The sequence below is a fragment of the Actinomadura decatromicini genome, from assembly GCF_008121305.1.
In the GTDB taxonomy this organism is placed as follows: domain Bacteria; phylum Actinomycetota; class Actinomycetes; order Streptosporangiales; family Streptosporangiaceae; genus Spirillospora; species Spirillospora syzygii.
In genome coordinates, this window is the sequence record NZ_VSRQ01000003.1 from 863,969 (window position 1) to 890,611 (window position 26,643).

General features: G+C 74.6%; 19 protein-coding genes. 6 read left to right on the forward strand and 13 right to left on the reverse strand.

Translation table 11 applies throughout. The features are described 5' to 3' along the window. The first annotated feature begins 31 nt into the window (after positions 1-31). The gene (locus tag FXF68_RS17730; RefSeq protein WP_148760456.1) at positions 32-1,147 is read left to right on the forward strand and encodes an NAD(P)/FAD-dependent oxidoreductase; all 1,116 of its coding nucleotides are present in this window, start codon (positions 32-34) and stop codon (positions 1,145-1,147) included. Here the strand turns inward: FXF68_RS17730 and FXF68_RS17735 are convergent. Beyond that, entirely contained in the window at positions 1,125-2,285 is a 1,161-nt protein-coding gene (locus FXF68_RS17735; protein WP_148760458.1) for an MFS transporter, read from the reverse strand. The genes FXF68_RS17730 and FXF68_RS17735 overlap by 23 nt on opposite strands. 61 nt (positions 2,286-2,346) lie before the next feature. Between FXF68_RS17735 and FXF68_RS17740 the strand changes: the two genes are divergently transcribed. After that, positions 2,347-3,531: an ROK family protein gene (locus FXF68_RS17740; RefSeq protein WP_148760460.1), complete on the forward strand. Its 1,185-nt coding sequence runs from the start codon at positions 2,347-2,349 to the stop codon at positions 3,529-3,531. Positions 3,532-3,535: 4 nt separating this feature from the next. Here FXF68_RS17740 and FXF68_RS17745 read toward each other — a convergent pair whose 3' ends face one another. The 8 genes from FXF68_RS17745 to FXF68_RS17780 all read right to left on the reverse strand — a co-directional run bounded on the left by FXF68_RS17745 (position 3,536) and on the right by FXF68_RS17780 (position 16,300). After that, positions 3,536-3,943, reverse strand: a complete 408-nt coding sequence (locus FXF68_RS17745; RefSeq protein ID WP_148760462.1) for a cupin domain-containing protein — start codon at positions 3,941-3,943, stop codon at positions 3,536-3,538. Then, complete coding sequence (locus FXF68_RS17750; RefSeq protein WP_148760464.1) at positions 3,943-4,764, reverse strand: phosphoenolpyruvate hydrolase family protein; 822 nt, start codon at positions 4,762-4,764, stop codon at positions 3,943-3,945. The genes FXF68_RS17745 and FXF68_RS17750 overlap by 1 nt, the downstream gene beginning before the upstream one ends. 22 nt (positions 4,765-4,786) lie before the next feature. Next, positions 4,787-5,983, reverse strand: a complete 1,197-nt coding sequence (locus FXF68_RS17755) for a Tm-1-like ATP-binding domain-containing protein (protein WP_148760466.1) — start codon at positions 5,981-5,983, stop codon at positions 4,787-4,789. 81 nt (positions 5,984-6,064) lie between these two features. Next, on the reverse strand, positions 6,065-6,757 hold the full coding sequence (locus FXF68_RS17760) for an ABC transporter ATP-binding protein (RefSeq protein ID WP_148760468.1): 693 nt from the start codon (positions 6,755-6,757) through the stop codon (positions 6,065-6,067). Continuing rightward, complete coding sequence (locus tag FXF68_RS17765) at positions 6,754-7,692, reverse strand: ABC transporter ATP-binding protein (protein WP_148760470.1); 939 nt, start codon at positions 7,690-7,692, stop codon at positions 6,754-6,756. The genes FXF68_RS17760 and FXF68_RS17765 overlap by 4 nt, the downstream gene beginning before the upstream one ends. Beyond that, positions 7,689-10,247, reverse strand: coding sequence for a CRISPR-associated protein Cas5 (cas5, locus tag FXF68_RS17770; protein ID WP_148760471.1), 2,559 nt, complete (start codon positions 10,245-10,247; stop codon positions 7,689-7,691). The genes FXF68_RS17765 and cas5 overlap by 4 nt, the downstream gene beginning before the upstream one ends. A 73-nt stretch (positions 10,248-10,320) precedes the next feature. Beyond that, positions 10,321-13,596, reverse strand: coding sequence for an FtsX-like permease family protein (locus FXF68_RS17775; RefSeq protein WP_148760473.1), 3,276 nt, complete (start codon positions 13,594-13,596; stop codon positions 10,321-10,323). A gap of 127 nt (positions 13,597-13,723) precedes the next feature. After that, positions 13,724-16,300, reverse strand: coding sequence for an FtsX-like permease family protein (locus tag FXF68_RS17780; protein WP_148760475.1), 2,577 nt, complete (start codon positions 16,298-16,300; stop codon positions 13,724-13,726). Between the two features lie 232 nt (positions 16,301-16,532). Between FXF68_RS17780 and FXF68_RS17785 the strand changes: the two genes are divergently transcribed. Next, positions 16,533-17,099 (forward strand): dihydrofolate reductase family protein, encoded by a 567-nt coding sequence (locus tag FXF68_RS17785; protein ID WP_148760477.1) that lies wholly within the window; start codon positions 16,533-16,535, stop codon positions 17,097-17,099. On the opposite strand, the gene FXF68_RS17790 is transcribed toward FXF68_RS17785, so the two are convergent. Together FXF68_RS17790 and FXF68_RS17795 are read right to left on the reverse strand one after the other, a co-directional pair. Next, on the reverse strand, positions 17,096-18,016 hold the full coding sequence (locus FXF68_RS17790; RefSeq protein WP_342787140.1) for a helix-turn-helix domain-containing protein: 921 nt from the start codon (positions 18,014-18,016) through the stop codon (positions 17,096-17,098). The two genes, FXF68_RS17785 and FXF68_RS17790, sit on opposite strands and share 4 nt — an antisense overlap. Then, complete coding sequence (locus FXF68_RS17795) at positions 18,013-18,849, reverse strand: SAM-dependent methyltransferase (RefSeq protein ID WP_148760479.1); 837 nt, start codon at positions 18,847-18,849, stop codon at positions 18,013-18,015. Before FXF68_RS17795 ends, FXF68_RS17790 begins: the two co-directional genes overlap by 4 nt. Positions 18,850-19,115: 266 nt before the next feature. Between FXF68_RS17795 and FXF68_RS17800 the strand changes: the two genes are divergently transcribed. From FXF68_RS17800 to FXF68_RS17815, 3 genes are all read left to right on the forward strand, one after another. After that, positions 19,116-19,469 (forward strand): YciI family protein, encoded by a 354-nt coding sequence (locus FXF68_RS17800; protein WP_148351720.1) that lies wholly within the window; start codon positions 19,116-19,118, stop codon positions 19,467-19,469. Positions 19,470-20,139: 670 nt separating this feature from the next. Next, complete coding sequence (locus FXF68_RS17810; RefSeq protein WP_222870009.1) at positions 20,140-21,312, forward strand: RNA polymerase sigma factor; 1,173 nt, start codon at positions 20,140-20,142, stop codon at positions 21,310-21,312. A gap of 337 nt (positions 21,313-21,649) precedes the next feature. Next, positions 21,650-22,591: a threonine/serine dehydratase gene (locus FXF68_RS17815; protein ID WP_148760481.1), complete on the forward strand. Its 942-nt coding sequence runs from the start codon at positions 21,650-21,652 to the stop codon at positions 22,589-22,591. Between the two features lie 70 nt (positions 22,592-22,661). Here the strand turns inward: FXF68_RS17815 and FXF68_RS17820 are convergent, their stop codons facing one another. Both FXF68_RS17820 and FXF68_RS17825 read right to left on the reverse strand, forming a co-directional pair. Beyond that, positions 22,662-25,205: a DUF7824 domain-containing protein gene (locus tag FXF68_RS17820; protein WP_148760482.1), complete on the reverse strand. Its 2,544-nt coding sequence runs from the start codon at positions 25,203-25,205 to the stop codon at positions 22,662-22,664. Between the two features lie 79 nt (positions 25,206-25,284). After that, entirely contained in the window at positions 25,285-26,562 is a 1,278-nt protein-coding gene (locus tag FXF68_RS17825) for a serine hydrolase domain-containing protein (RefSeq protein WP_246178760.1), read from the reverse strand. Between the last annotated feature and the right edge of the window lie 81 nt (positions 26,563-26,643).

A 26,643-nucleotide genomic window follows, 5' to 3' on the forward strand; every position in this document is an offset into this window, starting at 1 on the left:
TCCCGCCAACCGACCGAATGGGGAGATGGACATGGCGCATGTGGTGATCGTCGGAGGCGGTTTCGCCGGGGTGTGGAGCGCGGCCGCGGCGGCGTGGGTGCGCGGGGACGGCGACCTGCGCGTGACGCTGGTCGCGCCCGGCGACGACCTCGTCCTGCGGCCGCGCCTGTACGAGCCGGAGCCCGACCTCGCGACGGTGCCGCTGAAACGGGTGCTGGAGCCGGTCGGGGTGCGGCACGTCCGCGCGTCGGTGCAGGACGTCGACGTGGACGGGCACGTCGTCGTCGCGGACGGCCGTCCGATCGGCTACGACCGGCTGGTGCTCGCGGCGGGCAGCCGCCTCGTCCGGCCCTGCCTGCCGGGCGCGGAGCGCCTGTTCGACGTCGACACCCTGGACGGCGCCCGCCGCCTGCGCGGCCACCTGCGCGACCGCGCCGGGTACACGGCCGTGGTCGTCGGCGCGGGCTTCGCCGGGCTGGAGATCGCGACCGAGCTGGCCGGACGGGGCCGGGTCGTGCTCGTCGAGAAGGCGGACGAGGTCGCCCCCGACCTGGGCTTCGGCCCGCGTCCGGCGATCGAGACGGCCCTCGACGAACTGGGGATCGAGCGGCGGCTCGGCACGACGGTGACAGAGGTGACCGACGGCGGGGCCGTCCTCGCCGACGGGTCGCGGATCCCGGCGGACGCGGTCGTGTGGACGGCGGGCATGGAGGCGAGCCCGCTGACCGCGCGGATCCCCGGCGACCGCGACCGGCTCGGCCGCCTCGCGGTCGACGCGCACCTGCGGGCGTCGGGCGACGTGTTCGCCGCCGGGGACGTCGCCGCCGCCCGCATGGACGGCGGCCACTGGACGGTGCAGAGCTGCCAGCACGCCGTCCCGATGGGCAAGACGGCGGGGCACAACGCGGCGGCGGACCTGCTCGGCGTCCCGCTGATCGACTTCGCGCCCGCCCCCTACGTCACGGACGTGGACCTCGGCGCGGCGGGCGCCGTCTACACGCGCGGCTGGGACCGGGTCATCGCGCTGTCCGGCAAGGAGGGCAAGTGGGTGAAGCGCTGGCTGATGAGCGTGATCCACCCGCCGGTGGACGACGCCGGGACGATCCTCGCGCACGCGGGCATCGTCACGATGCCGGTGCCGTTCTGACCGTTCTGAGCCGCCATCCGCACCGCAGGAGCAGGACGGCGAGCAGGGCGGGCGCGACGAACACGGCGGCGCGCAGCGTGGTGAGGTCGGCGAGCGTCCCGAGCAGCAGCGGGGCGGCGCCGATCGCCACGCCGGACGCGAGCGCGCACCGCGCCGCCGCCCGGACGGGCTGGTCCGGCCACGCGCCGAGCGCCTGCCCGAGGATCACCGGGTAGAGCAGCGCGACGCCGAGCCCGACGACGAGCAGCCCGCCGACCGCGAGCGGCGCGGGCGACGCCCACAGCACGGCGAACCCGGCGACGCCGAGGAGGGCCGCCCCGGCGAGCAGCCGGTCGGGGCGGCCCGCCGCGCGGACGAGCGGGCCCGCCGCCGCGCGTCCGGCCGCCATGCCCACCACGAACGCGGCGGAGAACGTCGTCGCCGTGCCGGAGCCGAGGTGCTTCACCGAGCGGAGGAAGTCCGCCGCCCAGAACACCATGCAGAACTCGACTCCGACCGCGAGGACGAGGTCGGTCCACCGGCTGCGGAAGGGGCGCGGCGCCCGTCCGGCCTCGGCCGCCTCGCTCTCGTCGGGCGCCGGGGCCGTGGCCCGCCGGGTGACGAGCAGGACGGCGGCGAGCGCGAGCGGCGGCCCGGCGAACGCGACCCGCCAGCCGAGGCCGAGCGCGAGGGCCGCGCCGATCAGCAGCGGCGACAGCACGGACGCGGTGCTCCCGACCGCGTTCGCCTCGCCGATCGGGATCGTCCCGTCGCCGCCGTGCAGGGCGCGCAGCCCCGCCGGGACGAGCTGGACGAGCCCCGCCCCGCCAAGCCCGAGCACCAGCGCGCCGAGCCCGGCGCCGAGCCGCCCGCCGCCGACCGTCATGATCGCGGCGCCGCCGACCAGCGCGGCCAGCGCGGCCGGCAGCGCGGCGGCCCCGAGCCGGGCCGCCGCGCGGTGCCCGACCAGCCCGACGATCACCAGCCCGAGCGCGAACGCCGACGGGTAGAGGGCCACCTCGCCGCGCGGCAGCCCGCGCTCCTCGCGCAGCTCGGGGAGGATCGCGCCGAGCGCGGTGAGCAGGTAGCCGAGGCAGGCGAGCGTCGCGTACAGGCCGTAGGTGCCGGACGTCCGGCACAGCGTCGCGGTGTCGTCCATGGGCGCCTCCGCAGATTATGCTCGTGTCACGAGGATAATTCGGGCGGGCCAGGATGTCACCATGCAGCCGACGACTCAGCCGACCACGACCGCGCACTCGGCACGAGCCCTGCGCAGCCAGGGCGCGCTCGCCGTGCTGCGGCACGCGCACGCGCACCCGTCCGCGACCAGGGCGGACGCGGCCCGCGCGCTCGGGCTGAGCAGCGGGTCCGCCGCCGAGATCACGGCGCGGCTCAAGGCGGCCCGGCTGATCGAGGAGGACGCGCCGCCCCGCACCGGCGGGCGCGGACGCCCGTCGCCCGCGTTCGTCCCGCATCCCGAGGGCCCGCTCGTCTGCGTGGTCGACATCAGCCACGAGGGATGGCGGGTCGCGTGCGTCGAACTCGGCGGACGGGTCGTCAGCGAGGACGCGGGCCGCCACTCCGGCACCCCGGCCGTCCTCGACGACCTCGCCGCCCGCGTCGCGGACCGCCGGGCCCTTTACGGACGGCGGCTCCGCGCGGTGTCGGTCTGCGTCGCGGCGGCGGTCAGCGGGACGACGATCGTCCAGGCGTCCGGCATGGGCTGGGAGGACGTCGGGCTCGAACCGCTGCGGCCGCCGGGCGTCCCGCTCCTCGTCGGCAACGACGCCACGCTCGCCGGGCTCGCCGAGGCGCGGCGCGGCGCGGGCGTGGAGGCGCGGGTCGTGCTGCACCTGACGGTCGAGGTCGGCGTCGGCGGCGTCCTCGTCATGGACGGACGTCCCATGGTCGGCGCGACCGGCGCGGGCGGCGAGTTCGGCCACCTGCCGTTCGCCGACCCGGCGCTGCGCTGCCCGTGCGGCGCGTCCGGCTGCTGGGACCTCCAGGTCGACGGCCGCGCCATGGCCCGGACGCTCGGCCGCCCGGCCCCCCGCGACCCGCGCACGGAGGCCGAGCGGATCATCGCCGCCGCCTCCTCCGACCCCGCCGCCTCGGATGCCGTCGCGCAGGCCGCGCACGCGTTGGGACGCGGCATGGGCGGCCTGGTCAACGCGCACGACCCGGAGATCGTCACGCTCTCCGGCCTCGCCACCGACCTCGCCGCGACCGCGCCCGCCGCCCTGGACGACGGCTACACCGGCGCCCTGATGCGCTACCGCCGCGCCGCCCCGCCGCCCGTCCGGCCGTCCACCCTCGGCCCGCGCGGCCCGCTGACCGGCGCCGCCGACGCCGCGTTCGACACCCTCCTCACCGAAGCGGGCCTCGACTCATGGAACGCGGACTGACCGCCTAGTCCTGGCGCCATTCCGGCACGGCGCCGGTCTCCAGTCGCCGGAAATCGGGTGCGCCTTCGAGCGCCTTCTCCTCGCCGCCCGGCGTGTACGTCACGATCAGCCTCAGCGGGCGCCACGTCGTGTTGTACGTGGAATGCCACACGCCCTTCGGGATATGGACGGCGTCGCCTTCCCGGATCGTGAACGGCTCCTTGTCGTCCACCATCTGGGTCGCCTCGCCGGAGATCACGTAGATGACCTCCTCCGCGCCCGGATGGTTGTGCCGCGCGTGCCCGCGCCCCGGATTGACGATCACCTCGCCGAGCGTGCTCTGCGCGCCCGGCACGCCGGACGGCGTGACGAGCCACTTGATCGAGCCCCAGTCGAAGGTCATCGTCGGGACGACACCGGGATTGCGCAGCATCAGATCTCCAGATTCTTGAATGCGGCCACCTGCTCGGTGATGGCGCGCTCGGTCGGCAGCCGCTCGACCGACGACGCGCCGAAGAAGCCGACGACCCCCTCGGCGCGGGACAGGACGTAGGCGGCGTCGTCCGGCTCGGCGATGGGGCCGCCGTGGCACAGCACGAGGACGTCCGGCCGGACCTCCGCCGCCGCGACCTGCATCGCCTGCACGCGGGCGACGGCCTCGTCCAGCGTCAGGGCCGTGCCCGCGCCGATGCTGCCCTTGGTGGTGAGCCCGACGTGCGGGACGAGGACGTCCGCGCCCGCCTCCGCCATCGCCCGCGCCTGGGCCTCGTCGAACACGTACGGGGCGGTGACGAGGTCGCGCTCGTGCGCGAGCCGCACCATCTCGACCTCCAGGTCGAACCCCATGCCGGTCTCTTCGAGGTTCTGCCGGAACACCCCGTCGTACAGCCCGACCGTGGGGAAGTTCTGCACGCCCGCGAACCCCATGGCCTTGAGCTGGTCGAGGAAGACGGGCATCAGCCGGAACGGGTCGGTGCCGCACACTCCCGCGAGCACCGGCGTGTCCTTGACGACGGGCAGCACCTCGGACGCCATGTCGACCACGATCTGGTTGGCGTCCCCGTACGGGAGCAGGCCCGCGAGCGAGCCGCGTCCCGCCATCCGGTAGCGGCCCGAGTTGTAGATGATGATCAGATCGACGCCGCCCGCCTCCGCGCACTTGGCGGACAGCCCCGTGCCCGCCCCCGCCCCGACGATCGGCCACCCGGACGCGACCACCGCCCGCAGCCGCTCCAGCACCTCTTCCCGCTCCACTACGCCCTCCCCCTGGCCGCGGTCATCGGCCCTCGCTGATCATCCGGTGCAGCCGGTCCGCCATGGCGCGGCCGAACGCCGGGTCGTTGATGTTCATGTCCAACTTCTCCGTCTCGACGGCGCCCTCCAGCTCGGCGAAGCACGCCGCGTCCGCCGCCGGATCGTGGAACGGCATGCCGGGCGCGTCCAGCGCCGACACGCCCCCGAGCGGGACGAACAGCGCGGTCGGCCCGGTCGCCTCCCGCAGCTTCGCCGCGACGCGCCGTCCCAGCTCGGCCATCTCCTCCGGCGTCGTCCGCATGAGCGTGACGGTCGGGTTGTGGACGTACAGGTTCCGCGCCCGGAACACGTCCGGGACGGTCTCGCGCGGCCCGAAGTTGACCATGTCCAGCGCGCCGGGCGCCACGACCTGCGGGATCCCGTGCCGCCCGGCCGCCGTGAGCCGCTCGGGCCCCGCCGACAGGACGCCGCCGACGAGATCGTCCGCCAGCTCCGTCGTCGTCAGGTCGAGCACCCCCGCGAGCAGCCCGCTCTCCGCGAGCCCCTCCAGGGCGCGCCCACCAGCCCCCGTCGCATGGAAGACGAGCACCTCGTAACCCAGCTCATCGAGCCGCTCCCTGGCAGCGTCCACCGCAGGAGTCGTCACCCCGAACATCGACGCCGCGACCAGCGGACGCTCATCCGCCTCCGGCACCCCCGCCGCGTACGCCTTCGCCATCCCGGCCGCCGCTGCCGCCGCGTTCCCGAGGATCAGCCGCGACACCCGGTTCAGCCCCGCGATGTCCACGACGCTGTACATCATCGTGACGTCCTTGGCGCCCACGTACGGCGTCACGTCCCCGGACGCCATCGTGGACACGATCAGCTTCGGCACCCCGATGGGCAGGTCCCGGACGGCCCGAGCCGCAATGGAAGACCCGCCACTCCCACCCACGGCGAGCACGGCGTCCACCCGCTCCAACTCACCGAGCACGACCGCCGCCCCGACACCCATCACAGTGACAGCGGCCCCACGATCCTGGGCATCCCGAAGCGCGTCCAAAGAGCCGCCCCCGGCACGTGCGACCTGCCCCGCCGGAATGTCGGCTCCGACCTGGGAAGCCCCAACCCCCGCGTCCACGAGCACGACCTCGCACCCGAGTTCCCACAGCCGCTCACGAAGCCACGCGTACTCGGCCCCTTTGGTATCGAGGGTCCCCACCAACACCACAGTCGCCATGACCGGTCACTTCCCACCCGCCCAGCCCGGCAACCGAGAACACCCCCACTCCGCGTCGGGGTACGCGATCCCAGGGGAGCGTCAGGCGGGGACGGGGGTTTCGGTGATTTTGCCGTCTTGGAGGTCTAGGACTCGGTCGGCTTGGGCTAGGAGGGTGTTGTCGTGGGTGGCGACGATGATGGTTACGCCCTCGCCCGCTACTACGGCTCGGAGGAGGGGCATTATGGCGGCGGCCGTTTCGGAGTCGAGTTGGCCGGTCGGCTCGTCGGCTAGGAGCAGGCGCGGGCGGTTCGCAAGGGCGCGGGCGATGGCTACGCGCTGGCGCTGGCCTCCGGACAGTTCGTAGGGGCGCTGGAGGGCGTGGTCGGCCAGGCCGACCAGGGCGAGGAGGACGCGGACGCGTTCGTCGCGTTCCGCGGGTGGGGTGCGGGCGAGGCGGAGCGGCACCTCGACGTTCTCCGCCGCCGACAGCACCGGGATCAGGCCGTGCGACTGGAAGATGTAGCCGATGTGGTCGCGGCGGAGGGCGAGCAGGTCGTTTTCGCTGAGCGCGCCGACGTCGCGGCCGTCCACGCGGATGGTGCCGCCGTCCGGGGAGTCGAGGCCGCCGAGCAGGTTGAGCAGGGTGGTCTTGCCGGAGCCGGACCGGCCCTTGATCGCGACGATCTCGCCGGGCGCGACGGTGAACGACGCGCCGCGCAGCGCCGGGACCTCGATCTTGCCGCTCCTGTAGACGCGGGTCAGCGCCTCGACGGCGACCATGGGCTCGGTCATTCGGTCTCCTCGCGGTCCGGCCAGACGCCGACGTGGTCGGTCTCCAGGTCGAGGCGGACGCGGTCGCGCATGTCGAGCGCCTCGGTGAACGCCTTCGGGAGCTGGACGCGCCCGGCCCGGTCCAGGACGGCGTACTCGGCGACGTGCCGGGTGCCGTCCTCGGCGGAGCGGCGGCGGACCTCGCTGCTCGTCCGGCCGTCGCGGATGCCGATCGTCCGGTCGACGCGCTCGGCGACCTGCGCGTCGTGGGTGACGACGACGGTGGTCGTGCCGAACTCCTCGTTGACCTGGCGGAGGGCGCCGAACACCTCGGCGGCGGTGGCGGTGTCCAGCTCGCCGGTCGGCTCGTCGGCGAGGACGACCTTCGGCTCGTTGGCGACCGCGACGGCGACCGCGATGCGCTGCTGCTGCCCGCCGGACAGCTCCTCGGGACGCCGCCCCGCGCAGTCCCCGACGCCGAGCATGCCGAGCAGTTCGGCGGCGCGGGTGGCCCGGCCGCGCCGGGACCGTCCGGCGAACCGCATCGGCAGCTCGACGTTCTGCGCGGCCGTCAGGTACGGGAGCAGGTTCCGGGACGTCTGCTGCCAGATGAACCCGACCCGGTGGCGGCGGAAGTTCAGCCGCTCCTTGGCCGCCATCGTCAGCAGGTCGGACCCTGCGACGCGGGCGACCCCGGCGGTGGGGACGTCCAGCCCGGACAGGATGTTCAGCAGCGTCGACTTCCCCGACCCGGACGCGCCCACGATCGCGACCAGCTCGCCGGGGTCGACGAGCAGGTCGAGTCCCTGCAGCGCGACGACCTCGACGCCGTCGGTCTTGTAGATGCGGACGAGGTTGTCGCACACGATGTGGGCGCCCTCGCCGTAGGCGGGCCCGCGTTCGGTGGCGCGCCGTTCCAGCTCGGCGAGGTCGGGCGCCTTGGTCGTATCGGTCATGAGTCCCCCGTTCTCAGGACGGTTCCGGGGCTTGCGTCGAAGACACGGTCGACGGCGAGCGCCGCCGCCGCGGCGAGCAGCAGCGCGCCGATCAGCCCGAGCAGCGCCGGGACGCCCGGGACGTGCGCCGTCACGGCGTAGCCGTCGGTGTAGGGGCGCAGGTCGACGACCGGCCCCGTGATCTCGGGAAGGAGCAGGCCGAGCACCCATCCGCCGGCCGTCGCGCAGAGCAGCACGGGCGCGATCTCAACCAGCGCGAGGGCCCGGCTCTGCCGCCGGCTCAGCCCGAGGGCGCGCAGGTGGGCGATCGTGCGGGCGCGGGTGCGGGCGCCGACGACGAGCACGAACACCACGACGAGCAGCCCGAACGCGCCGCCGATGAGCGCGCCGTCCCGGAACGTGTCGTGCACGACGGACACGAGCGGCAGCCGCGTCATGTCGCGCAGGACGTCCTCCCGCATCGTGACGGCGTGGCCGGGCGCGGCGGCGCGCAGGGCCCTGGCGTCCAGGTCGTGGCCGCCGACGAAGACCTGGGACGGGAAGCCCGTCGACTTCGCGACCATCGCGTACGGGACGATCACGAACGCGCTGCCCGTGTCCTGCCCCGGGAACCGCTCGACCTCGCCCGCCACCCTGACCTGGATCGGATCCATCCCGGCCCGGCTGATCGTCACGGTGCCGGTCCCGAGCGTGTCGGCGGCGAGCGGCGAGGCCAGCACCCCGGACGTGCCGGGAATGTCCGGCACCTTGGGAGCGAGCCTGCGGTAGGCGTCGAGGTCCAGGCCGACGACGGTCAGCGGCGCCGGGTCGTCGGTGATCCCGGCCCGGCCGATCGTCCGGACGCGGACCACGCCGGTCACGCCCGGCACGGCGCGGATCCGCCGGAGGCCCGCGTCGTCCAGCGGCCCGGCCTCGACCCGCGCGTCCGCGCCGACCTCGGCCCAGGACGCGCGCACCTGGCCCGTCTTCAGCGCGTTGTCCACGGTGGCGGTGAACCCGGCGACGGCGGCGGCCAGCAGCAGGACGGCGACCGGCAGCGCCCCGACGAGGTTCTGCCGGGCGGCGCGGGCGAGCCCGATGAACGCGACGGCGCCGCTGCGCCGCCGCAGGAACGGCCCGGCGGCGCGCAGCAGGTACGGGTAGACGCGCAGCACGAGCACGCCGAGCGCCGCGCCGAGCAGCACCGGGACGGCGGCGACCAGCGGGTCGGTCCCGGCGTCCGGGCCGCGCTCGCGCAGCAGCACGACGCCGACGACGGCGAGCACGACGAGCAGCAGGTCGACGGCGCGCCGCCAGCGGGACGGGCGGGCGGCGCCGAGGTCGTCGCGCCGGTCGGCGACCGAGCCGAGCCCGCCGCTCCGCTCCCGCGCCACGATCGTCGCCGACACCAGCAGCACGGCCGCGACCAGCAGGCCGATCGCGAGGATCGAGCCGGTCTGCGGCGGGCCCGCGCCGAGGAGCCGCCCGGCCGCGTAGCCGAGCGCGGCGGACGGGACGACCGCGAGCGCGACCAGCCCGCAGGACGGGCCGGTGAGCTGGCCCAGCGACGCGCCGCGCGCCCGCATCAGGCCGAGCAGCGGCCGCAGCCGCACCCCGAGCAGCCCGGCGGCGAGCAGCAGCACCCCGGCGGCGACCGCGACGAGCCCGCCGAACGCCAGCCCGAGCACGGACTGCGCGGTGTGCAGCCGCGCCGCGAACTCCTTGAGCGTGACGTCCAGCCCGGTGCGGATCTCGCAGGGGAACATGTCGGAGCGTCCCGCGACGGCCGAGCGGTAGGCGTCCAGGTCGTCGGCCATGCCGTCGGCGTCCCCGGCGTGGACGGCGTCCTTGCGGACGGGGAACCGCCAGCTGAACAGCAGCTTGCGCGCCGGATCGGTGGTGAGCCGGGCGTACGCGTTCTGGTCGATGAGCGCCGTGCCCGCGTCCGCCTCGATCCCGGTGGACGGCATGTTCTCGATGACCGGGTGCAGCATCCGGGCGCGCGGCAGCCAGAACTCGTCGGCCGGGTCGACCGGCTCGAACAGCCCGTTCACCCGGGCCTTGAAGTCGCCGAGCGCCAGCCGGTCACCGACCTTGTAGCCCATCTGGTCCGCGTACCGCTTGGCGAGCACGACCTTCACGTCGCCGCCGGTCGCGCCGGGCGGGTTGATCGGCGGAATGCCGGAGACGAGCCGGACGCGCTCCGACGCGCGCGGGTCCCAGCCGAGGTAGAGCAGCCGCGGCCGGGCGAACTCGCCGTCGATGAGGAAGGCGTCCGAGGTGACGGACGGCTCCGGCTCGCCGGTGATGTCCTTCAGCGACTTCGGGAGCAGCTGCTGCCAGGTGAGCGACTTCGCGCCGAGGGCCGCGTCGCTCGGGACCGCGCTGAACGCGGCCGCGCCCGCCGCCCGGCCCTGCACCCGGACGTCGGCGCCGGGCCCGATCGCGGCGACGGCGGCGCGGTCGTACCCGGCGGCCGTCCGGGCCGGGACGGCGACGGCGAGCAGCGCCGCCGCGAACGTCAGCGCGGCGAGCGCGGCCAGCGGCACCCACTGCGCCCGAACGAGCCGCGTCACCGCTCCCTACCCTTCCGGGGGCCGCCCCCCAGACCCCCGGGCGGGCATCGCCATGATCCTCGCTTCGCTGCGGTCATCGCTCCTCCCCCACGCGCAGGCCCGTGCCGAGCTCGCGGCGGCCGAGGAGGCGGATCACGGCGGCGAGGACGAGGCCGAGCACCGCCGCCACCCCGGCGAGCACGGCCGCCACCACCGGCCACTGGACGATCAGGTCGGCGGGCGGGTACGGCTGCGCGGCCTGCACGCTGAGCACGACGTGCGGGACGACGAGCCGCGCCACCACCACGCCGAGGACGGTCCCGCCGAGCAGCCCGAGCGCGACCAGGTACGCCTGTTCGACGGCGAGCACCCCGGCGACCTGCCGGGGCCCGACGCCGATCGCGCGCAGCACCGCGAACTCGCGGGCCCGCTCCCCCGCGGTCACCGCCGCGTTCACCACGAACGCGATGAGGGCGAACGCGAGCGCCGCGCCGAAGCCGAGCACGAGCGCGCCCTGCAAGGCCGCGCCGAGCGGGGCGTCGCGGAGCCGGGAGTGCAGCTCGGCGCGGTCCGCGACGACCTCGCCCCAGGACGGGTCGCGGGTGAGCGCCCGGACGCCGGGCCCGGTGCGGCCGTCCCGCACCGCCGCCCACCATTCGCGCGGCACGGTGTTCGGCCCGGCGTCGCCGTCCTGGGCGAGCCTGCGCTGGGTGAGCGTCGGCAGGTCGACGAGGACGCCCGGCCGGTCAGGCGGGACGCTCGGCAGCGCGGGCGCGATCGCGACGACCTTGACGGGCTGGTCGCCGTCGACGGTGCTGACCGTCACGGTGCCGCCGACGCCGACCTTGGCGCGGCGCGCCGTCTCCGCGGTGACCACGCCCGGCAGGAGCGGCTGGAGGTTGGCGTTCTGCCTGGTGTGGGACGGCGGCTCGCCCGCGCCGAGCATCGCGTGGACGGTGCCCATGAGCTGGAACGAGTAGCCGCCCTGGTCCACGATCGGCGTGGCGGGGACCTGGAGCGTCGCGAGCCCGTCCGAATTCTTCTTCATGGACGTCTTGAGCGGGTCGCCCTTCTCGGTCGCCGCGTCGGTGAAGGCGTCCCAGGCGCCGTTCGCGGGCCGCGGGGCGTCCCCGGTGCCCTCCCCGGCGACCCGCGCCAGCCGCAGGTCGAAAGCCCCCTCGGGCGCGTTCTCGTCGAAGGAGTAGTGCAGGCCGCGCACCGACAGCGGGTAGGACAGGACGCCGCCCGGCCCGGCCAGCTCGGCCGTGTCGAGCGCGAGGGTGTGGTCCTTGCCGTCCGGGACGAGCCCGGTCAGCTTCGCCTCGCGCGTCAGGCCGCGGGCGTCGGCGACCGTCACCCCGATCGTGTGCCGGACGCCCTTCAACTCGACCGGCGGCTTCCCGGTGCGGGTCAGCCGCAGGTCGAACAGCAGCTTCTTCGGCTTCCCGGGAACGGTCAGCCCGACGGTCGCGGGACGCTGCCGGGCCAGCTCGTCCAGGCGCAGGTCGTCCTTCAGCCCCGGCAGGACGCGCAGCAGCGGGCCGAGCGCCCGCGTGTCGGCGGCGAGCAGCGTCGTCGGCTCATTGCCGAGGTCGGCGTCGACGCGCAGCACCGGCGTCGTCGCGGTGACGCCGGGGACCGCGGCGAACCGCCCGGTCTGGCCGAGCGCGGTCGGGGCGACGCCGCCGGTCGGCACGCCGAGCCGCAGGTCGGCGCCCGCCTGGAAGTCGGCCTGGTCGGTCTGCGACCGGCGCCAGGTCGCCATCGTCGTCACCGACAGGATCCCGACGGCCATCGCCATGACCAGCAGCAGGACCGGTCCCGCGTAGCGGAGCCTGCGCCGTCCGACCTGCCGGGTGCCGAGCGCGGTCACGAGGCCGCTGCCGTGGGTGGCGAGCCGCTCGGCGGCGCGGGACGCGAACGGGACGGTCCGCAGCAGCAGCACCCCGCCCGCGAGCAGCGCCAGGGCCGGGCCGGACACGATGAACGGGTCGATCCCGGCCGTGCCGCCGCCCACGCCGTCCGCCCCGTACCGGGTGAGCTGCCAGATCGCGAGCCCGGCGACGAGCAGCAGCGCGAGGTCGGTGCCCGCGCCGCGCAGCCCGCCGTGGCCGGGCCGTCCGATCCCGGCCTGGGTCTCGACGAACGTCCGGTTCGCGCCGCGCAGCGTCGGGACGGTCAGCGCGACCGCGCAGGCCAGCGCCAGCGCGATCGACACGATCCAGAGCGGCGCGGCGGGCCCGGCGTCCAGCCGCAGCCCGGACGCCCGGACGGCGGGCGCGTGCCCGGCGAGCCGCAGCAGCGGCCCGGCGAGCAGCGGGCCGAGCAGCGCGCCGGGCAGGACGATCAGCAGCCCCTCGCCGAGGCCGAGCGCGGCGAGCTGGCGCATCCCCATGCCGCGGGTGCGCAGCAGCGCGACCTCGCTGCGCCGGTGGTCGGCGAGGAGCCGGGCGACGAGCAGCCACGCGCAGCCCGCCAGCAGGACGAGCTGGATCACCGGGATCAGCATCGTGGAACGCGCCACCTGGAGCGCGACGCGCAACTGTCCGGTCAGCTCGGGCAGCTTCGTCACGACGGAGAACTGCGCGCCGCCGCCCGCCCGCTTGAACGTGTCGGGCCCGGCGGCGACCCGGTCGCCGAGCGGGCCGAGGTCGCCGGAGCGGACGTCGCGCAGGTCCGGCATGACGGTGAAGCGGGCGTCGGCGCCGGTCCCGGTGAACCGTTCCGCGAACACCTCGGGACGGACGACGAACGGCCCGTAGGTCGTGTAGTCGAGCCGCTCCATGCCCGTGGTGATGAGCTTGTCGCCCTGCCAGAAGTAGCTTTCGGGGTCGGGGACGTCGAACAGCCCGACGACGCGGACCTTCACGACCGACTTCTTGTCGACGCGCCCGCGCAGGGTGAGGACGTCGCCGACGCCGACGCGCATGGCGCGGGCGGCCGGGCCGGGCAGCGCCGCCTCGGTCTCGGCGGACCCGGCGGGCGGGGCGGGCCAGCGTCCCGTGCTGAGGCGGGTGTGCTTCTCGATCCCGGTGTAGGTCTCGAACGCGGTCAGGTCGGGGTGGTCGCTCTTCTCCTGGCCGGGGAGGGTGTAGGAGTCGCTGCGGACGCTCATCGAGATGGTGAGCGGCACGTCGCCGTAGATCTGGTCGAGCGCCGTCCGGATCCGTTTCTGGACCTCGCCGAGGCCGTCCGGGGGCACGTTGGTGCCGATCGTCGTGCCGACCGAGGCGAACGTCGCGTCCGCGAGCGTGCGCCGCAGGCCCTCGCGGGTGACCGACCCGGTGTAGCCGACCAGCGCGGCGAGGACGGTCGTCGCGAACAGGGCCGTCGCGCACGCGGCCAGTACGAGCGCGCGGTCGCCGGCCATCCGCCTGAGTACAAGCCCCCGTCGTCCCACGGCCGCTCATGATCATTGAAAAGTGACCGGTACCACAAGGGGCCGTGATGATTCTTTGACTATTCGAAACTGTTTCGCAATAAGGACAAATCACCCTTTAGGTGCCGGTTCTCAGCACCGTTCCGGGGTCGGCGTCGAAGGCGCGGTCGACCGCGACGGTCGCCGCGGCGGCCAGCAGCAGGGCCCCGGCGAGGCCGAGCAGCGCGGGCGTGCCCGGGACGTAGGCGATGACGGAATGGCCGCCCGTGTAGGGGCGCAGGTCCACCGCTGGGCCGGTGATCTGCGGCAGCAGGAGGCCCAGCGCCCAGCCCGCGCCCACCGCGCACAGCAGCACGGGCGCGATCTCCACCAGCGCGAGGACGCGGCTCTGCCGCCTGCTCAGCCCGAGCATGCGCAGGGTGGCGGTCACGCGGCCCCGGGCCTGCGCGCCCGCGACCAGCACGAGCAGCACCGCGAGCAGGCCGAACGCGCCGGCGATGAGCGCGCCGTCCCGGAAGGTGCCGTGCACGACGCCGACCATGGGGCCGCCGGTGAGGGCGCGCAGCTCGTCCTGCCGCATGCGGACGTCGCGTCCCGGGACGGCCGCCCGCAGCGCCTTCGCGTCGATGTGCTTCCCCGCGACGAAGACCTCGCGCGGGAAGCCGTGCTCCTCCGCGACCAGCCGGTACGGGACGATCACGAACGCGGTGCCCGCGTCCTGCCCGGGGAAGCGGTCCACCGTCCCGGACGGCGTGACGCGCAGCGGGTCCAGCCCGGGGCGGCTGAGCACCACCGAGCCCGACTTGATCGTCTGCGCGGCGAGCGGCGACATGACGACGCCGGAGCGCGGCACGTCCGGGACGCCGGGCGCGAGCTTGCGGTAGACGCCGAGGTCCACGCCGATCACGGTCATCGGCGCGGGGTCCGTCGCGATCGACACGTTCTCGATGACCCGGGCCGTGACCACGCCCGTCACGCCCGGCACGGCGCGGATGCGGCGGAGCGCGGCGTCGTCCAGCGGCCCGGCGGCGACGCGGGCGTCCGCGCCGGTCCGCGCCCAGGACGCGCGGGCCTGCCCGGCCCGCAGCTCGGCGTTCACCGTCGCGGCGAACCCGGCGACGGCGGCGGCCAGCAGCAGGACGGCGAGCGGCAGCGCCCCGACCGGGTTCTGCCGTCCGGCGCGGGCGAGGCCGAGGAACGCGACCGTCCCGCGGCGGCGGCGCAGCGCCGGACCGGCGGCGCGCAGCAGGTACGGGTAGCCGCGCAGGACGAGCACCCCGGCCGCCGCGCCGAGCAGCACCGGGACGGCCGCGACCAGCGGATCGGCCCCGGCGCCCGCGCCGCGGCGGCGCAGCAGCACGACGCCGGTCACGGCGAGCGCGATCAGCAGCACCTCCACCACGCGCCGCCGCCGGGACGGGCGGGCGGCGGCCACGTCGTCCCGCCGGTCCGCGCCGGTCGAGGCCCGCCGGGCGCCGAGCACCGCGCCGGCCGCCGCCACCGCGAGGACGGCGACGGCCAGCGCGCCGACCGCGTACGCCGAGGACGGCTGCGGCGGACCGGCGTCGAGCAGCCGTCCGGCCAGGTAGCCGAGCGCGGCGGACGGCACGACCGCCGCCGCCGTGAGCCCGCCGCCGAGCGGCGCGAGCTGCCGCGCCGCCGCGCCGCGTGCCCGCATCAGCCCGAGCGCGGGACGCAGCCGCTCGCCGAACAGCCCGGCGGCGAGCAGCAGCACCCCGGCGGCGACGCCCGCGAGCCCGCCGAACGCCAGCGCGAGGACCGACTGCGCGGCGTGCAGGCGGCCCAGGTACCCGTCCAGCCGGGTGTCGAGGACGGTGCTCACGGTGCAGGGGAAGATGTCCGCGCGGCCGGAGACGGCGGAGCGGTAGGCGTCCAGGGCGGCGGCGACCGAGTCCGCGTTGCGCGCGTCGACCTCGCCGGGGCGCACCGGGAACCGCCAGGTGAAGTTGAGCAGCCGGGGCGACGTCCGGGTGATGGTGCTGTAGCCGTCGCCGTCCATCAGGGCGGTGCCCAGCTCGGCCTTCGTCCCCTCGCTGTCGATCGTGACCTTCTGGGGCTGCAGCATGCTCGGGTGCGGCGCCCAGTACGGGTCGGCGGCGTTCAGCGGGACGTACACCCCGGCGACGCGGGTCTGGATCGTCCCCGGCTCCTTCCGCTCGGCGAGCTCGATCCGGTCGCCGGGACGGTAGCCGAGCAGGTCGGCGTAGGTCTTGGAGATCAGGACGCCGATCTCGCCTGGTCGCGCGGACCCCCACGGGAGGGACGGCGCGCCCGCCACGATCCGGATCCGCCTCGTCGCGTCCGGCGCGAAGTTCAGCGTGAGCATGCGCGGCCGCTTGAACCTCCCGAGCGCCGTCAGGTCGGCCGTGGCGATCGACGGCTCGGGGTCGCCGGTCACGCGGGCCAGGGACGGCGGGAGCAGCGACCGCCAGCCGACCGCCGCCGACGCCATCGCCTCGCCGGACGAGATCCGCCCGAACGCGGCGGCGCCGCCCGACTTGCCCCGCACCTGCACGTCGGCGCCCGCCACCGCGCCGGCCGCCGCGCGGTCGTAGGCGGCGGCCGTCCGGGCCGGGACGAGCACGGCGAGCAGCGCCGAGACCAGCGTCAGCAGGGCGATGCCGGCGAGAGGCGTCCAGTGCGCGCGGGCCAGCCGCAGGGCGGGTGCGGTCACCGTTCGTCCCCCATTCGCAGGCGCGCGGCGAGGAGGACCCGTCCGGTCATCGGCCATCCGGCCGGGCGCGGGTCCCCGCGGCCGCACGTCCGCCGATGATCATTCAGCGTGGCGCGGGCCACAAGACACCGTGACGAGTCCTTGACCGTTCGCAGACCTCCCCGAGATAAGGACACGCCGCCGAATCGGCCCGTCCGAACCTAGGCTGGCCCGGCGCGCTCGGGGGAGGCTCATGCGGAAGATCATCAGCTCGACCTACGTGTCGCTGGACGGCGTGGTCCAGCGGCCCCACGACTGGACCGCGCCCTACTTCCAGGACGAGGCCGCCGCCTACGCCCGGGACCTGCTGTTCTCCTGCGGCGCGCTGCTCATGGGCCGCCGGACGTTCGACGGCTTCTCGCAGGCGTGGCCCGCGATGGGGGACGCCGCTGGGGACTTCGGCGTCCGGATGACCACGCTCCCGCACTACGTCGTGTCCGACTCGCTGCGCAAGCCCGGGTGGGGCGACACGACGGCGATCCCGCGCGACGAGGCCGTCGCGGAGATCACCAAGCTCAAGGAGCGGGACGGCCTCGACATCCTCCAGTACGGCTTCGGCCCCGTCTCCCGCATGCTTGTGCGGCACGGCCTGCTGGACGAGCTGCGCCTGTGGATCCATCCTGTCCTCGTCGGCACCGACCGGCCGGGCGAGTCGCTCAACCACGCGGGCTTCACCGCCGCGTTCGAGCTCGCGGACACGGCGACGCTCACGACCGGCGTGATCATCGCCGCCTACCGCCCGCGCCCGCACGGCCGCTAGACGACCTGGTGCAGGACGTCCCGCAGGATGCTCTGCGTCTCGACGGGCGGCTCCGCCTGCACCCCGAGCCGGTTCAGGACGTCCCGGTACCGGGTGATGTCGGCCGGACGGTCCGGATAGACCGCGCCGGTGAGCTGCTCCATGTAGACGACGTCGGGCAGCTCGGGCTCGGCGAACCGCAGCAGGGTCAGCGGCCCGCCCTCCGCCGCGTGCCCGCCGCACGCGAACGGCAGCACCTGGACGGTGACGTTCGGCAGCCGCGCCATGTCGGCCAGGAACCTGATCTGGTCGCGCATCGTCTCGGGCCCGCCGACCGTGCGGCGCAGCGCCGCCTCGTCGACGACCGCCCACAGCTTCAGCGGGTCGGGGCGCTCGAACACGCGGCGGCGGCGCATCCGCAGCTCGACCCGGCGCTCGACCTCGTCCGCGGACGCGTCCGGGTGCCTCGCCGTGACCAGCGCGCGGGCGTAGTCGCGGGTCTGGAGCAGCTCCGGGACGTCCTGCACCGCGTACACGCGGGCCACCACGGCGCCCTGCTCCAGCCCGAGGTACGGCTCGAACCAGGTGGGCACGATGTCGCCGTACTCCTGCCACCAGCCCGGCCGGTTCGCGTGGTCGGCGAGGTCGAGCAGCGGTTCGCGGCGGCCCTCGTCGGTCACGCCGTAGAGGGTCAGCAGGTCGGCGACGTCGCGTTCCTTGAACCCGACGCGGCCCAGCTCCATCCGGCTGATCTTGGAGTGCGAGCCGCGGATCTCGTAGCCCGCCTTCTCGGTGGAGATCCCGGCCGCCTCGCGGTAGCGGCGCAGTTGCGCGCCGACCAGCATGCGCAGCACGGTCGGGCCCGCCGTCCGGGGCCCCTGCGGCGGGATCAGCGGGGCCGCCTCGTCCCAGGGGTCGCCGGTGCTCATCTCGCTCATGCCGGGCCGTCCGGTTTCTTGCGGCCCACGGCGCAGAACTCGTCCACTTCGGCGGGCTGCCCGAACGGGCCCGGCTCGGCCCGCCACCGCGACACCGACACGACGCCCGGCTCCAGGATCTCCAGGCCCTCGAAGTATCCGGCGATCAGCTCCGGGGTGCGCAGGTGGTAGGGGGTCTCGCTCGCGTCGTTCCACAGGTCGATCGCGGACCGGAACGCCTCGCCGGTGAGGACGTCCGTGCCGTCCGCGACGGCCAGGTGGCTGCCCGGCGGGAGCGCGCCCATCAGCTCCGCGGCGATCGCGCGGGCGTCGTCGTACTCGGGGACGTGCCCGAGGATGTTCAGCAGCATCAACGCGACGGGACGGTCGAGGTCGAGCGTCCTCGCGGCCTCCTCCAGGATCCGGCGCGGGTCGCGGAGGTCGGCGTCGATGTAGTCGGTGACGCCCTGCAGGCTGCTGGTCAGCAGCGCGCGGGCGTGCGCGAGGACGAGCGGGTCGTTGTCGACGTACACGATGCGGGCGTCGGGCGCGACGCGCTGCGCGACCTCGTGGGTGTTGTCGACGGTGGGCAGCCCGGTGCCGATGTCGAGGAACTGCCTGATCCCGACCTCGGCGGCCAGGTACCGGACGGCGCGGCTCAGGAACGCCCTGGAATGGCGCGCGACGTCCACGATCTGGGGGTAGACGGCGACGAACTGGTCGCCCGCGGCGCGGTCGACCGGGTAGTTGTCCTTGCCGCCGAGCCAGTAGTTCCAGATGCGCGCGGACTGCGGGACGGTGCTGTCGATCCGGGGCTCGTTCTGCGCACCGTCACCCGGTGCCGGGTCTCCCACGGGAGGGCCTCCTCGGACGAAAGAACCTTACTACCGGACGAAGTTACTCGTTAATCGCTGACTTGCCCACCGGAAGATTGTCCTACTTCGTATCCTTCTCGGCGGTTCTGCACGGGGATCGTCCGCGCATCGCCTGTGACCTGGAACGATACGGGTTCCGGGAAAATTCTGAAAGAAGTCCGGCTGACATGTCGATCCGGGACCGACCCGTTCGACGCGCTAGTGAAGGCCCGGGAGGGACCCGGTCCCCGAGAGAGGAGCCCGCGATGCGGTTCTTGCTGATGACCACGGACGACAACTCCGACGCCGCCCCGCCGGACGAGGCGATGATGGCGGAGATGGGCAAGTTCATCGAGGAGACCTCCAAGGCGGGCGTGCTCCTCGCCACCGGCGGCCTGGAGCCGGGCGGCACCCGGATCGCCTCCTCCGGCGGCAAGATCACCGTCACCGACGGCCCGTTCGCCGAGGCCAAGGAGGCCGTCGTCGGCTTCGCCCTCATCGAGGTCCGCAGCCGCGAGGAGGCGATCGAACTCTCCAAGCGCTTCTACTCCATCGTCGGCGACGGCGAGGGCATCATCCAGCAGGTCTTCGGTCCCGAAGACCCTTTCCCGGGCGCCTGACCCGACACGCCCACACCGGCCCGCCGCGCAAGCCCACCCCTTGCCCGGCGGGCCGCTCACTCCCACGAGCTCTCCCGAAGAGCCACTACCAGGCCCACCCAACGAACCGCCACAAGCCCACACGGAAGGCCACCCCGAGCCCACGCGGTGAACCACCACCGACTCCCACGCCATGGCTGAGCCCTGGGCCTTGGGCCTGAGCCCTGCGCCCTGAGGCCTGCGCCCTGCGCCCTGAGGCCTTGGGCCTGAGCCCTGAGCCCTGCGCCCTGAGGCCTGCGCCCTGCGCCCTGCACCCTGAGGCCTGAGGCCTGAGGCCTGAGGCCTGAGGCCTGAGGCCTGAGGCCTGAGCGGCAGGGTGCCACCGAGTCCAGTCGGCGAGCCGCTGCTGAACCCCCGTCATCGACACCCCCGTCATCGACTGCCGCCGGATTCAGTCAGTCGGCCGCCGCCGGGCGCACACACCGGATCACGCCAGGCACGGGCGTCGGGTCGCGGCGGGCTCATATGGTGCGGTGAGCTGGCGCTCAGCTTGCGTGCGGGGTGGTGGGGGTGTTGTCATCGCGGCGTGACGACTTCCGACGGCGTGCCCGCGCGGGGATCCGGGGTGCACGCGAGCATCGACGCCGTGTGGCGGCTGGAGGCCGCCCGCATCATCGCCGGACTCGCCCGGATGGTGAACGACATCGGGCTCGCCGAGGAACTCGCGCAGGACGCGCTCGTCGCCGCACTCGAACAGTGGCCCGAGTCAGGCGTCCCGGACAACCCGGGGGCCTGGCTCATGGCCGTCGGCAAGCGCCGCGCCATCGACCGGATCCGCCGCCACCAGCGCTTCGAGACGAAGCTCGCCGAGATCGGACGCGATCTGGAGACCCAGGCGCCGCCGGAGCTCGACGTCCCCGACGACGAGCACATCGAGGACGACGTGCTCCGCCTCGTCTTCACCGCGTGCCATCCCGTCCTGTCCACGCAGGCGCGGGTCGCGCTGACGCTGCGCATGCTCGGCGGCCTGACCACGGACGAGATCGCGCGGGCGTTCCTCGTGTCCGAGGCGACGGTGGCGCAGCGGATCGTCCGGGCGAAGCGGACGCTGTCCGACGCAGGCGTCCCGTTCGAGGTGCCCGAGGGCCCGGACCGGGCGGCGCGGCTGTCGTCCGTCCTGGAGGTCATCTACCTGATCTTCAACGAGGGCTACACGGCCACCGCCGGGGACGACTGGCTGCGGGCCGACCTGTGCCGGGAGGCGCTGCGGCTCGGCCGGGTCCTCGCCGAGCTGGCCCCGCGCGAGCCCGAGGTGCACGGGCTCGTCGCGCTGATGGAGATCCAGGCGTCCCGGACGCGGGCCCGCACCGGGCCGGATGGCGAGCCCGTCCCGCTGCTGGAGCAGGACCGCGGCCGCTGGGACCGCCTCCTCATCCACCGCGGCTTCGCCGCCCTGCTCCGCGCGAAGAAGATCGGCGAGCCGCCGGGGCCGTACGTCCTGCAAGGCGCGATCGCCGCCTGCCACGCCCAGGCCCTCGCGCCGGAGGACACCGACTGGGCGCAGATCGCGTCCCTGTACGGGATCCTCGCCAGCGTCGCCCCGTCCCCCGTCGTGGAGCTGAACCGCGCGGTGGCGGTCGGTATGGCGGACGGCCCCGAAAAGGGCCTCGAGATCGTGGACGCGCTGCTGGACGAGCCGTCCCTACGCGACTACCACCTCCTGCCGAGTGTCCGCGGCGACCTCCTCGCCCGCCTGGACCGGACGGCCGAGGCCCGCGCGGAGTTCGAGCGCGCCGCCGCCCTGACCCGCAACGCCCCCGAACGCAAATCCCTCCTCCACCGAGCCGCCACCCTCCCTCTTTGACGACCGCCCCTTCCCAACCGACCCACTGCATGACGCCGACGCATAGATGCCCGCCGCCGCGGCGATCGCGGACACGCCGTCCCCCGCGTTGACCAGCAGGATCCGATCGAGGGTGCCGTTGCCGAGCCGCCAAGATTCCCCTGCACACCCAGCGCATCACTTCGGTGGGCGTGCCGGTGCCAGGCCGCAACCACCCGTCCCGGCCCACCCGCTGCCCCGCCCTGGTGGGGATGGTGAATGGGGGGTGGCTTGGCTGGGTGGCTGAGCTGGGTGGCTTGGTTGGGGGTGTCATGTGCCAAGGTTGGTTCGGTACTGATATCGGCCGGAGGGAATCCCAGTGATCGCTCAGTCGGACGTCGACGCCGCGACCGCCCGCGTGGCGGGTGAGATCCGCCGGACCCCGGTCATCGAGGTCGATCCCGGGCCGCTCGCGCCCGCCGCGCGGATGTGGCTGAAGCTGGAGCTGACCCAGCACACCGGGTCGTTCAAGGCGCGCGGCGCGTTCAACCACGTCCTGGCCGCGCGGGACGAGGCGCGCCTCCCCGGGAGCGGCATCGTCGCGGCGTCCGGCGGCAACGCGGGGCTCGCGTTTGCGTACGCGGCGGCGCGGGCGGGCGTCCCGGCCGAGGTGTTCGTGCCGGAGACCGCGCCCGCGGTGAAGGTCGCGCGGCTCCGCGCGCTCGGCGCGACCGTCGTCCAGGTCGGCACCCGGTACGCCGAGGCACAGGACGCCGCGACCAAGCGGGCCGCCGACACCGGCGCCCTGTTCTGCCACGCCTACGACCTGCCCGAGGTCTGCGCGGGCCAGGGCACGCTCGGCGTGGAGATCCTGGAGCAGACCGGCGGCGAGGTGGACACCGTCCTCCTCGCGGTCGGCGGCGGCGGCCTGATGGCGGGCGTCGCCACGGCCCTCGAAGGCCACGCCCGCGTCGTCGGCGTCGAGCCGGAGCGCATCCCGACCCTCGAACGCGCTCTCGCCGCCGGGCGCCCGGTCGACGTGGACGTCTCCGGCATCGCCGCCGACTCCCTCGGCGCCACCCGGCTCGGCGAGATCGCCTTCGCGGTCGCGACACGGACGGACGTGCGCCCCGTCCTGGTCACGGAGGAGGCCATCGTCGAGGCCCGCCGTTTCGTCTGGGACGAGTACCGCCTCGCCGTCGAGCACGGCACCGCCACAGCCATCGCCGCCCTCCGTACCGGTGCCTACCGCCCCTCCCCCGACGAACGGGTCATGGTCGTCCTCTGCGGCGCCAACACCGACCCCTCTGACCTCCACTAACCCTCGCCAACCCACCAGCACGAACACCCAACGCACGAACCCCGTCGGCCACGCCGCCCAACCCACTCGATCACCGGCCCTCGGCCAGGTGGGTGGAGAGGGCGCGGGCTTCGCGGGCCACGTTGGTGCTGCCCTTGCGGGCGGCCAGCGCGTCCAGTTCGGGGATGCGGGCGCGGGCGTTCGACCAGCGGGCGGTGCGGAGGCCGAGGGCGATCAGGCGGTCGAGGCCGTGCACCGGGCGCTGCCCCGGCTCCGGGCAGAGCACGGGCAGGGCGGCGGCGATCGTCTGCCAGACGGCGGCGTGCGCGCCGACGTCCACCGCGCGTTCGAGCGCGTCGATGATCCGGACGAGCCGGATGTCGCCGTCGAGGACGAGCCGTCCGAGGTGGCGGCCGAACGCGGCGGCGGGCAGGTCGCCCCGGGCGGCCATCGTGTGCAGCGCCAGGTCGGCCCGCCCGCTCCGGCGCGCGGTGAGCTGCCGCGCCAGGAAATGCCCGACGGCCTCGGCGAACGGCCCGTCGCCGGGGACGAGCTCGATCACCTCCTCGACCGGCGCCCCGATCTCGAAGGCGTACCGGCCCTCCGCGAGGAGCGGCAGGACGTGCGCCGCGACGACCTCCGGATGGGACGGCAGCAACCGCGGCCAGGTCGCCCGGAACCAGCCGTGCCCGTCGCCGCAGTGCTCCGGCGGTGCGGTGAACACGGCGTCGACCAGCGGCAGCCCGGTCGGCGGCACGCTGATCACCGGCTCGGGGGCGCCGCGCTCGAACGGCCGCATCGACACCGCGGGGACGGGCAGCCCGCCGTCCGCGAGGAGGCGCGCGACGGCGCGCCCGGCGGACGAGGTCAGCGCGGCGGCCCGCTTCACCGCGTCCGGGTCGATCTCGCGCGGCAGCCGCAGCAGGGCCTGCTGGAGGTCGGCCGGGCCGGGGTCGGCGCCCGCCTCCTGGAGCCGTTCGAGGCGTTCCACCAGCGCCAGCGGGTCGAGGTGCCCGGTCGCCTCGGTGGGGGTGCCGAGGAGGAGCGGGGGCAGCGTCCCGTCCTCGACGGCGGCGTACAGCTCCGCGCACCGGCTCAGGTAGAGCAGGTTCGGGCCGCCGAGGACGCGGGCGGGCGGAAGCCGGCGCCGCCAGCCCTCGGACAGCGGGCCGGAGCCGGTCAGCAGGAGTCCGGTCGCCATCATCCACTCGCGGGGGCCGCGCCACCGCTGGTCGGACTCCAGCCCCGGATAGAAGACGGGTTGCAGGACGGGTTTCAGCGCCGCCTTCACGGCGTCCGCGTCGTCCCACGTCAGCCGGACGAACCCGTCCATCATCCGCTCGGCCTCCGCCCAGCCGGCAGGGAAGGCGTCGACGGCCTCGGCCAGCTCCGCGACGGTGGTGATCGGCGGCGGAAGCGGAGGCAGCGGCTCGCGCGGCGGAGGCGGGACGAACGCGGGCGGCGGCGGCACGTCGCCGCCCGCGCCCGGATCGGCGACGTCGCCGCTGAACCGGGCGGCGACCTGCGCGCCGAGGTCGGCGGGAAGCAGCGGGACCGCGTCGGCGATCGCCCGGCCGTCGACCCCGTCCGGGAACTTGAGCGCGATGCGGACGGCCCGCCGCTGCACCGCGTACGACTCGTGCCCGAACGCGCGGGCGAGCGCGGGAGCGCAGCTCGCCGCGAGGCCCGGGCGCCGCTGGACGGTCCGCTCCAGCCACGACAGACCGGACCTCACGAGCCCTGCCTCCGGCCGGAACAGCACGCCGTCCAGCGCCTCGACGACCAGCTCGGACGGCAGCGCGGGCACCTCCTTGAGCAGCCCGAGCGCGACGTCGGCGACGGTGCCCGGCGCGGACGGCAGCAGCCGCGCGTAGTCGCGGGCGCGGGCGCTGATCTCGCGTTCCCGCGCGGCCGGGTCGCCCGGCAGGAGGAGGCCGTGCAGGCGGACGAAGAAGCGCAGGTCGAGGGCCGTCCCGCCGCGCAGGAACCGGCGGACGCAGCCGTCCAGCAGCATGCGCCGGTCGACGTCGCCCCGGGCGGCGAGGGTGGCCAGCGTCCGCGGCCAGGACGAGCGGTCGCGCAGTTCGCGGCCGACGCCGTCCGCCTCGAAGACGCGCGGGAGCAGGAACGGGAGCAGCGGGTCCTTCGCGCGGGGCGGCGCGGACGCCACCCAGCCGACGACGAGCGGGTCGTGCTCGGGCGGCTCGATCCCGGTCTCGGCCAGCAGCGCGAGGACGAGGTCGAGCCCGACGTGGCGCGGGCCGCGCAGCCGGAGCGTGAGCCGCCGCGCGAGCTCGGCGAGCCAGGTCTCGTCGCGGTCGTCCCAGAGGGAGAGCAGCAGGTCGGTGTCACCGTGATCACCGGACCAGCGGGTGCTGAACTCGCGCCGGTTGAGCCAGGCCGCGACCGCCGACGCGCCGGTCATCGTGCCGGCGCCCGCCGCGCGGAAGGCGGGCGCGTGGTCGAGGATGTCGTCCCACGGTTCGTACCGCGACCGCACCTCCCTGAGGTGGCCGGGCAGCGCCCTGGCGACCGCGCGGCGGTCGGCCACGTCCAGGTCGCGGACGGCCTCGGCCACCGCGAGGGCGTCGCACTCGTCGATGAGGGCCGCGATTCGCTTCGTTGCGCTCGGCATGCCGAAGACGCTAGGACCCGCCACTGACAGTTCTCCGGACCCGCAGGTCAGCCCGCAGAAAAGGGCGTTGACCTGAAGATCAGCGCCCGGCGCGCGCCAGCTGCAGCGGCAGCAACTGGACGGGCCGCTGCGGCTCCTCGGGCCGCGCGGCGGGACGGCTGCCGCACAGGGCCTCCACGACGTGCGCCGCGAGCGCGCTGTCGATCGGATGCGGAACGGGCATCCCGTTCGCGTCGAGCTGCTGGTACATCGTCAGGTTGAACGCGACCGAGACCTGGCGCTCCCCGCCCGCGGACGACAGCGACTGGGTGCCCCCGCCGAAGACGATGCCGTCGTGGCCCCAGAACGTCCCGCAGGGGAGGTCGAGCGAGTAGATGCCGAGACCGTAGTTCATGAGGAGGTTGCCGTCCGCGTCCTTCGCCGGGACGGTCCGCTGCATCTCCCCCAGCGCGGCCTTGCCGATGAGCCCTCCGGTGAGGAGCTTGCGGTAGAAGCGGTTGAGGTCGTTCGTGGTGGAGACCAGCGCGCCCGCCGTCCAAGCCCAGCTCATGTTGAACGTGCTGTAGTCGCGGGGCGGTTTGATGCTCTGGTAGAGCGACAGATACATGCGCGGATGCGGCCCGGCTATCCGCGGACCGGACGGGAAGTACGTCTCCTTCAACCCGGCCTTGGCGATGACGTGCCGGTTGATGTACTCCTCGGCGGTCGTCCCGGTCACCTTCTCCAGGAGCCGTCCGGCGATGATGTAGTTCGTGTTGGAGTACGACCACCGTTCCCCTGGCTCACCGGTGCGCGGTGCTTGCAGGCCCCACTCGATGAGCTGCTCCGGCGGAATGTAGCGGAAGCGATACTCGTCCAGGCTCTTGGAAGACAGCGCCTTCAATGAAGGAAAAGCAGTGAGGACGTAGTCGCCGATACCGCTGGTGTGGTTGAGAAGCATCCGCACGGTGACCTGTTTCCCGGGACGCACCGGGAAAAGGTTCGGCAGATACCGTCCAACCGGCGCATCGAGGTCGATGCGGCCCTTTTCAACTTGCTGGAGGATCGCGGTCGCCAAAAACGACTTGGTGATGCTGCCGATCCGCTGCCGCATGCCGGGGGTGACGGGACGACCCGTCCGGACGTCCGCGACCCCGGACGCGCCGTTCCACCCGGTGCTCCCGTCCTGCGCCGCGGAGAACAGCCCGTACATCCCCGCGTCGCGCGTGGCGTCGAGGGTCGCGCGCAGCTTCGCGGAGTCGAACGGCCCGGTCGGCGGCTGAACCACCGCGGGTGTGGACGCCACCGCCGTCGGGGCGGTGAACGCACCGCCGGACGCCTCCGCCAAGGCGGCGGACTGCATCAGCGAAAACGCCACGGCGACACTCACCGTGGCGCGCGTGACCCGCCCACGCCGTCCGAACCGCCTCGCCATCGTTCCCGTCTCTCAGCCGCCGTG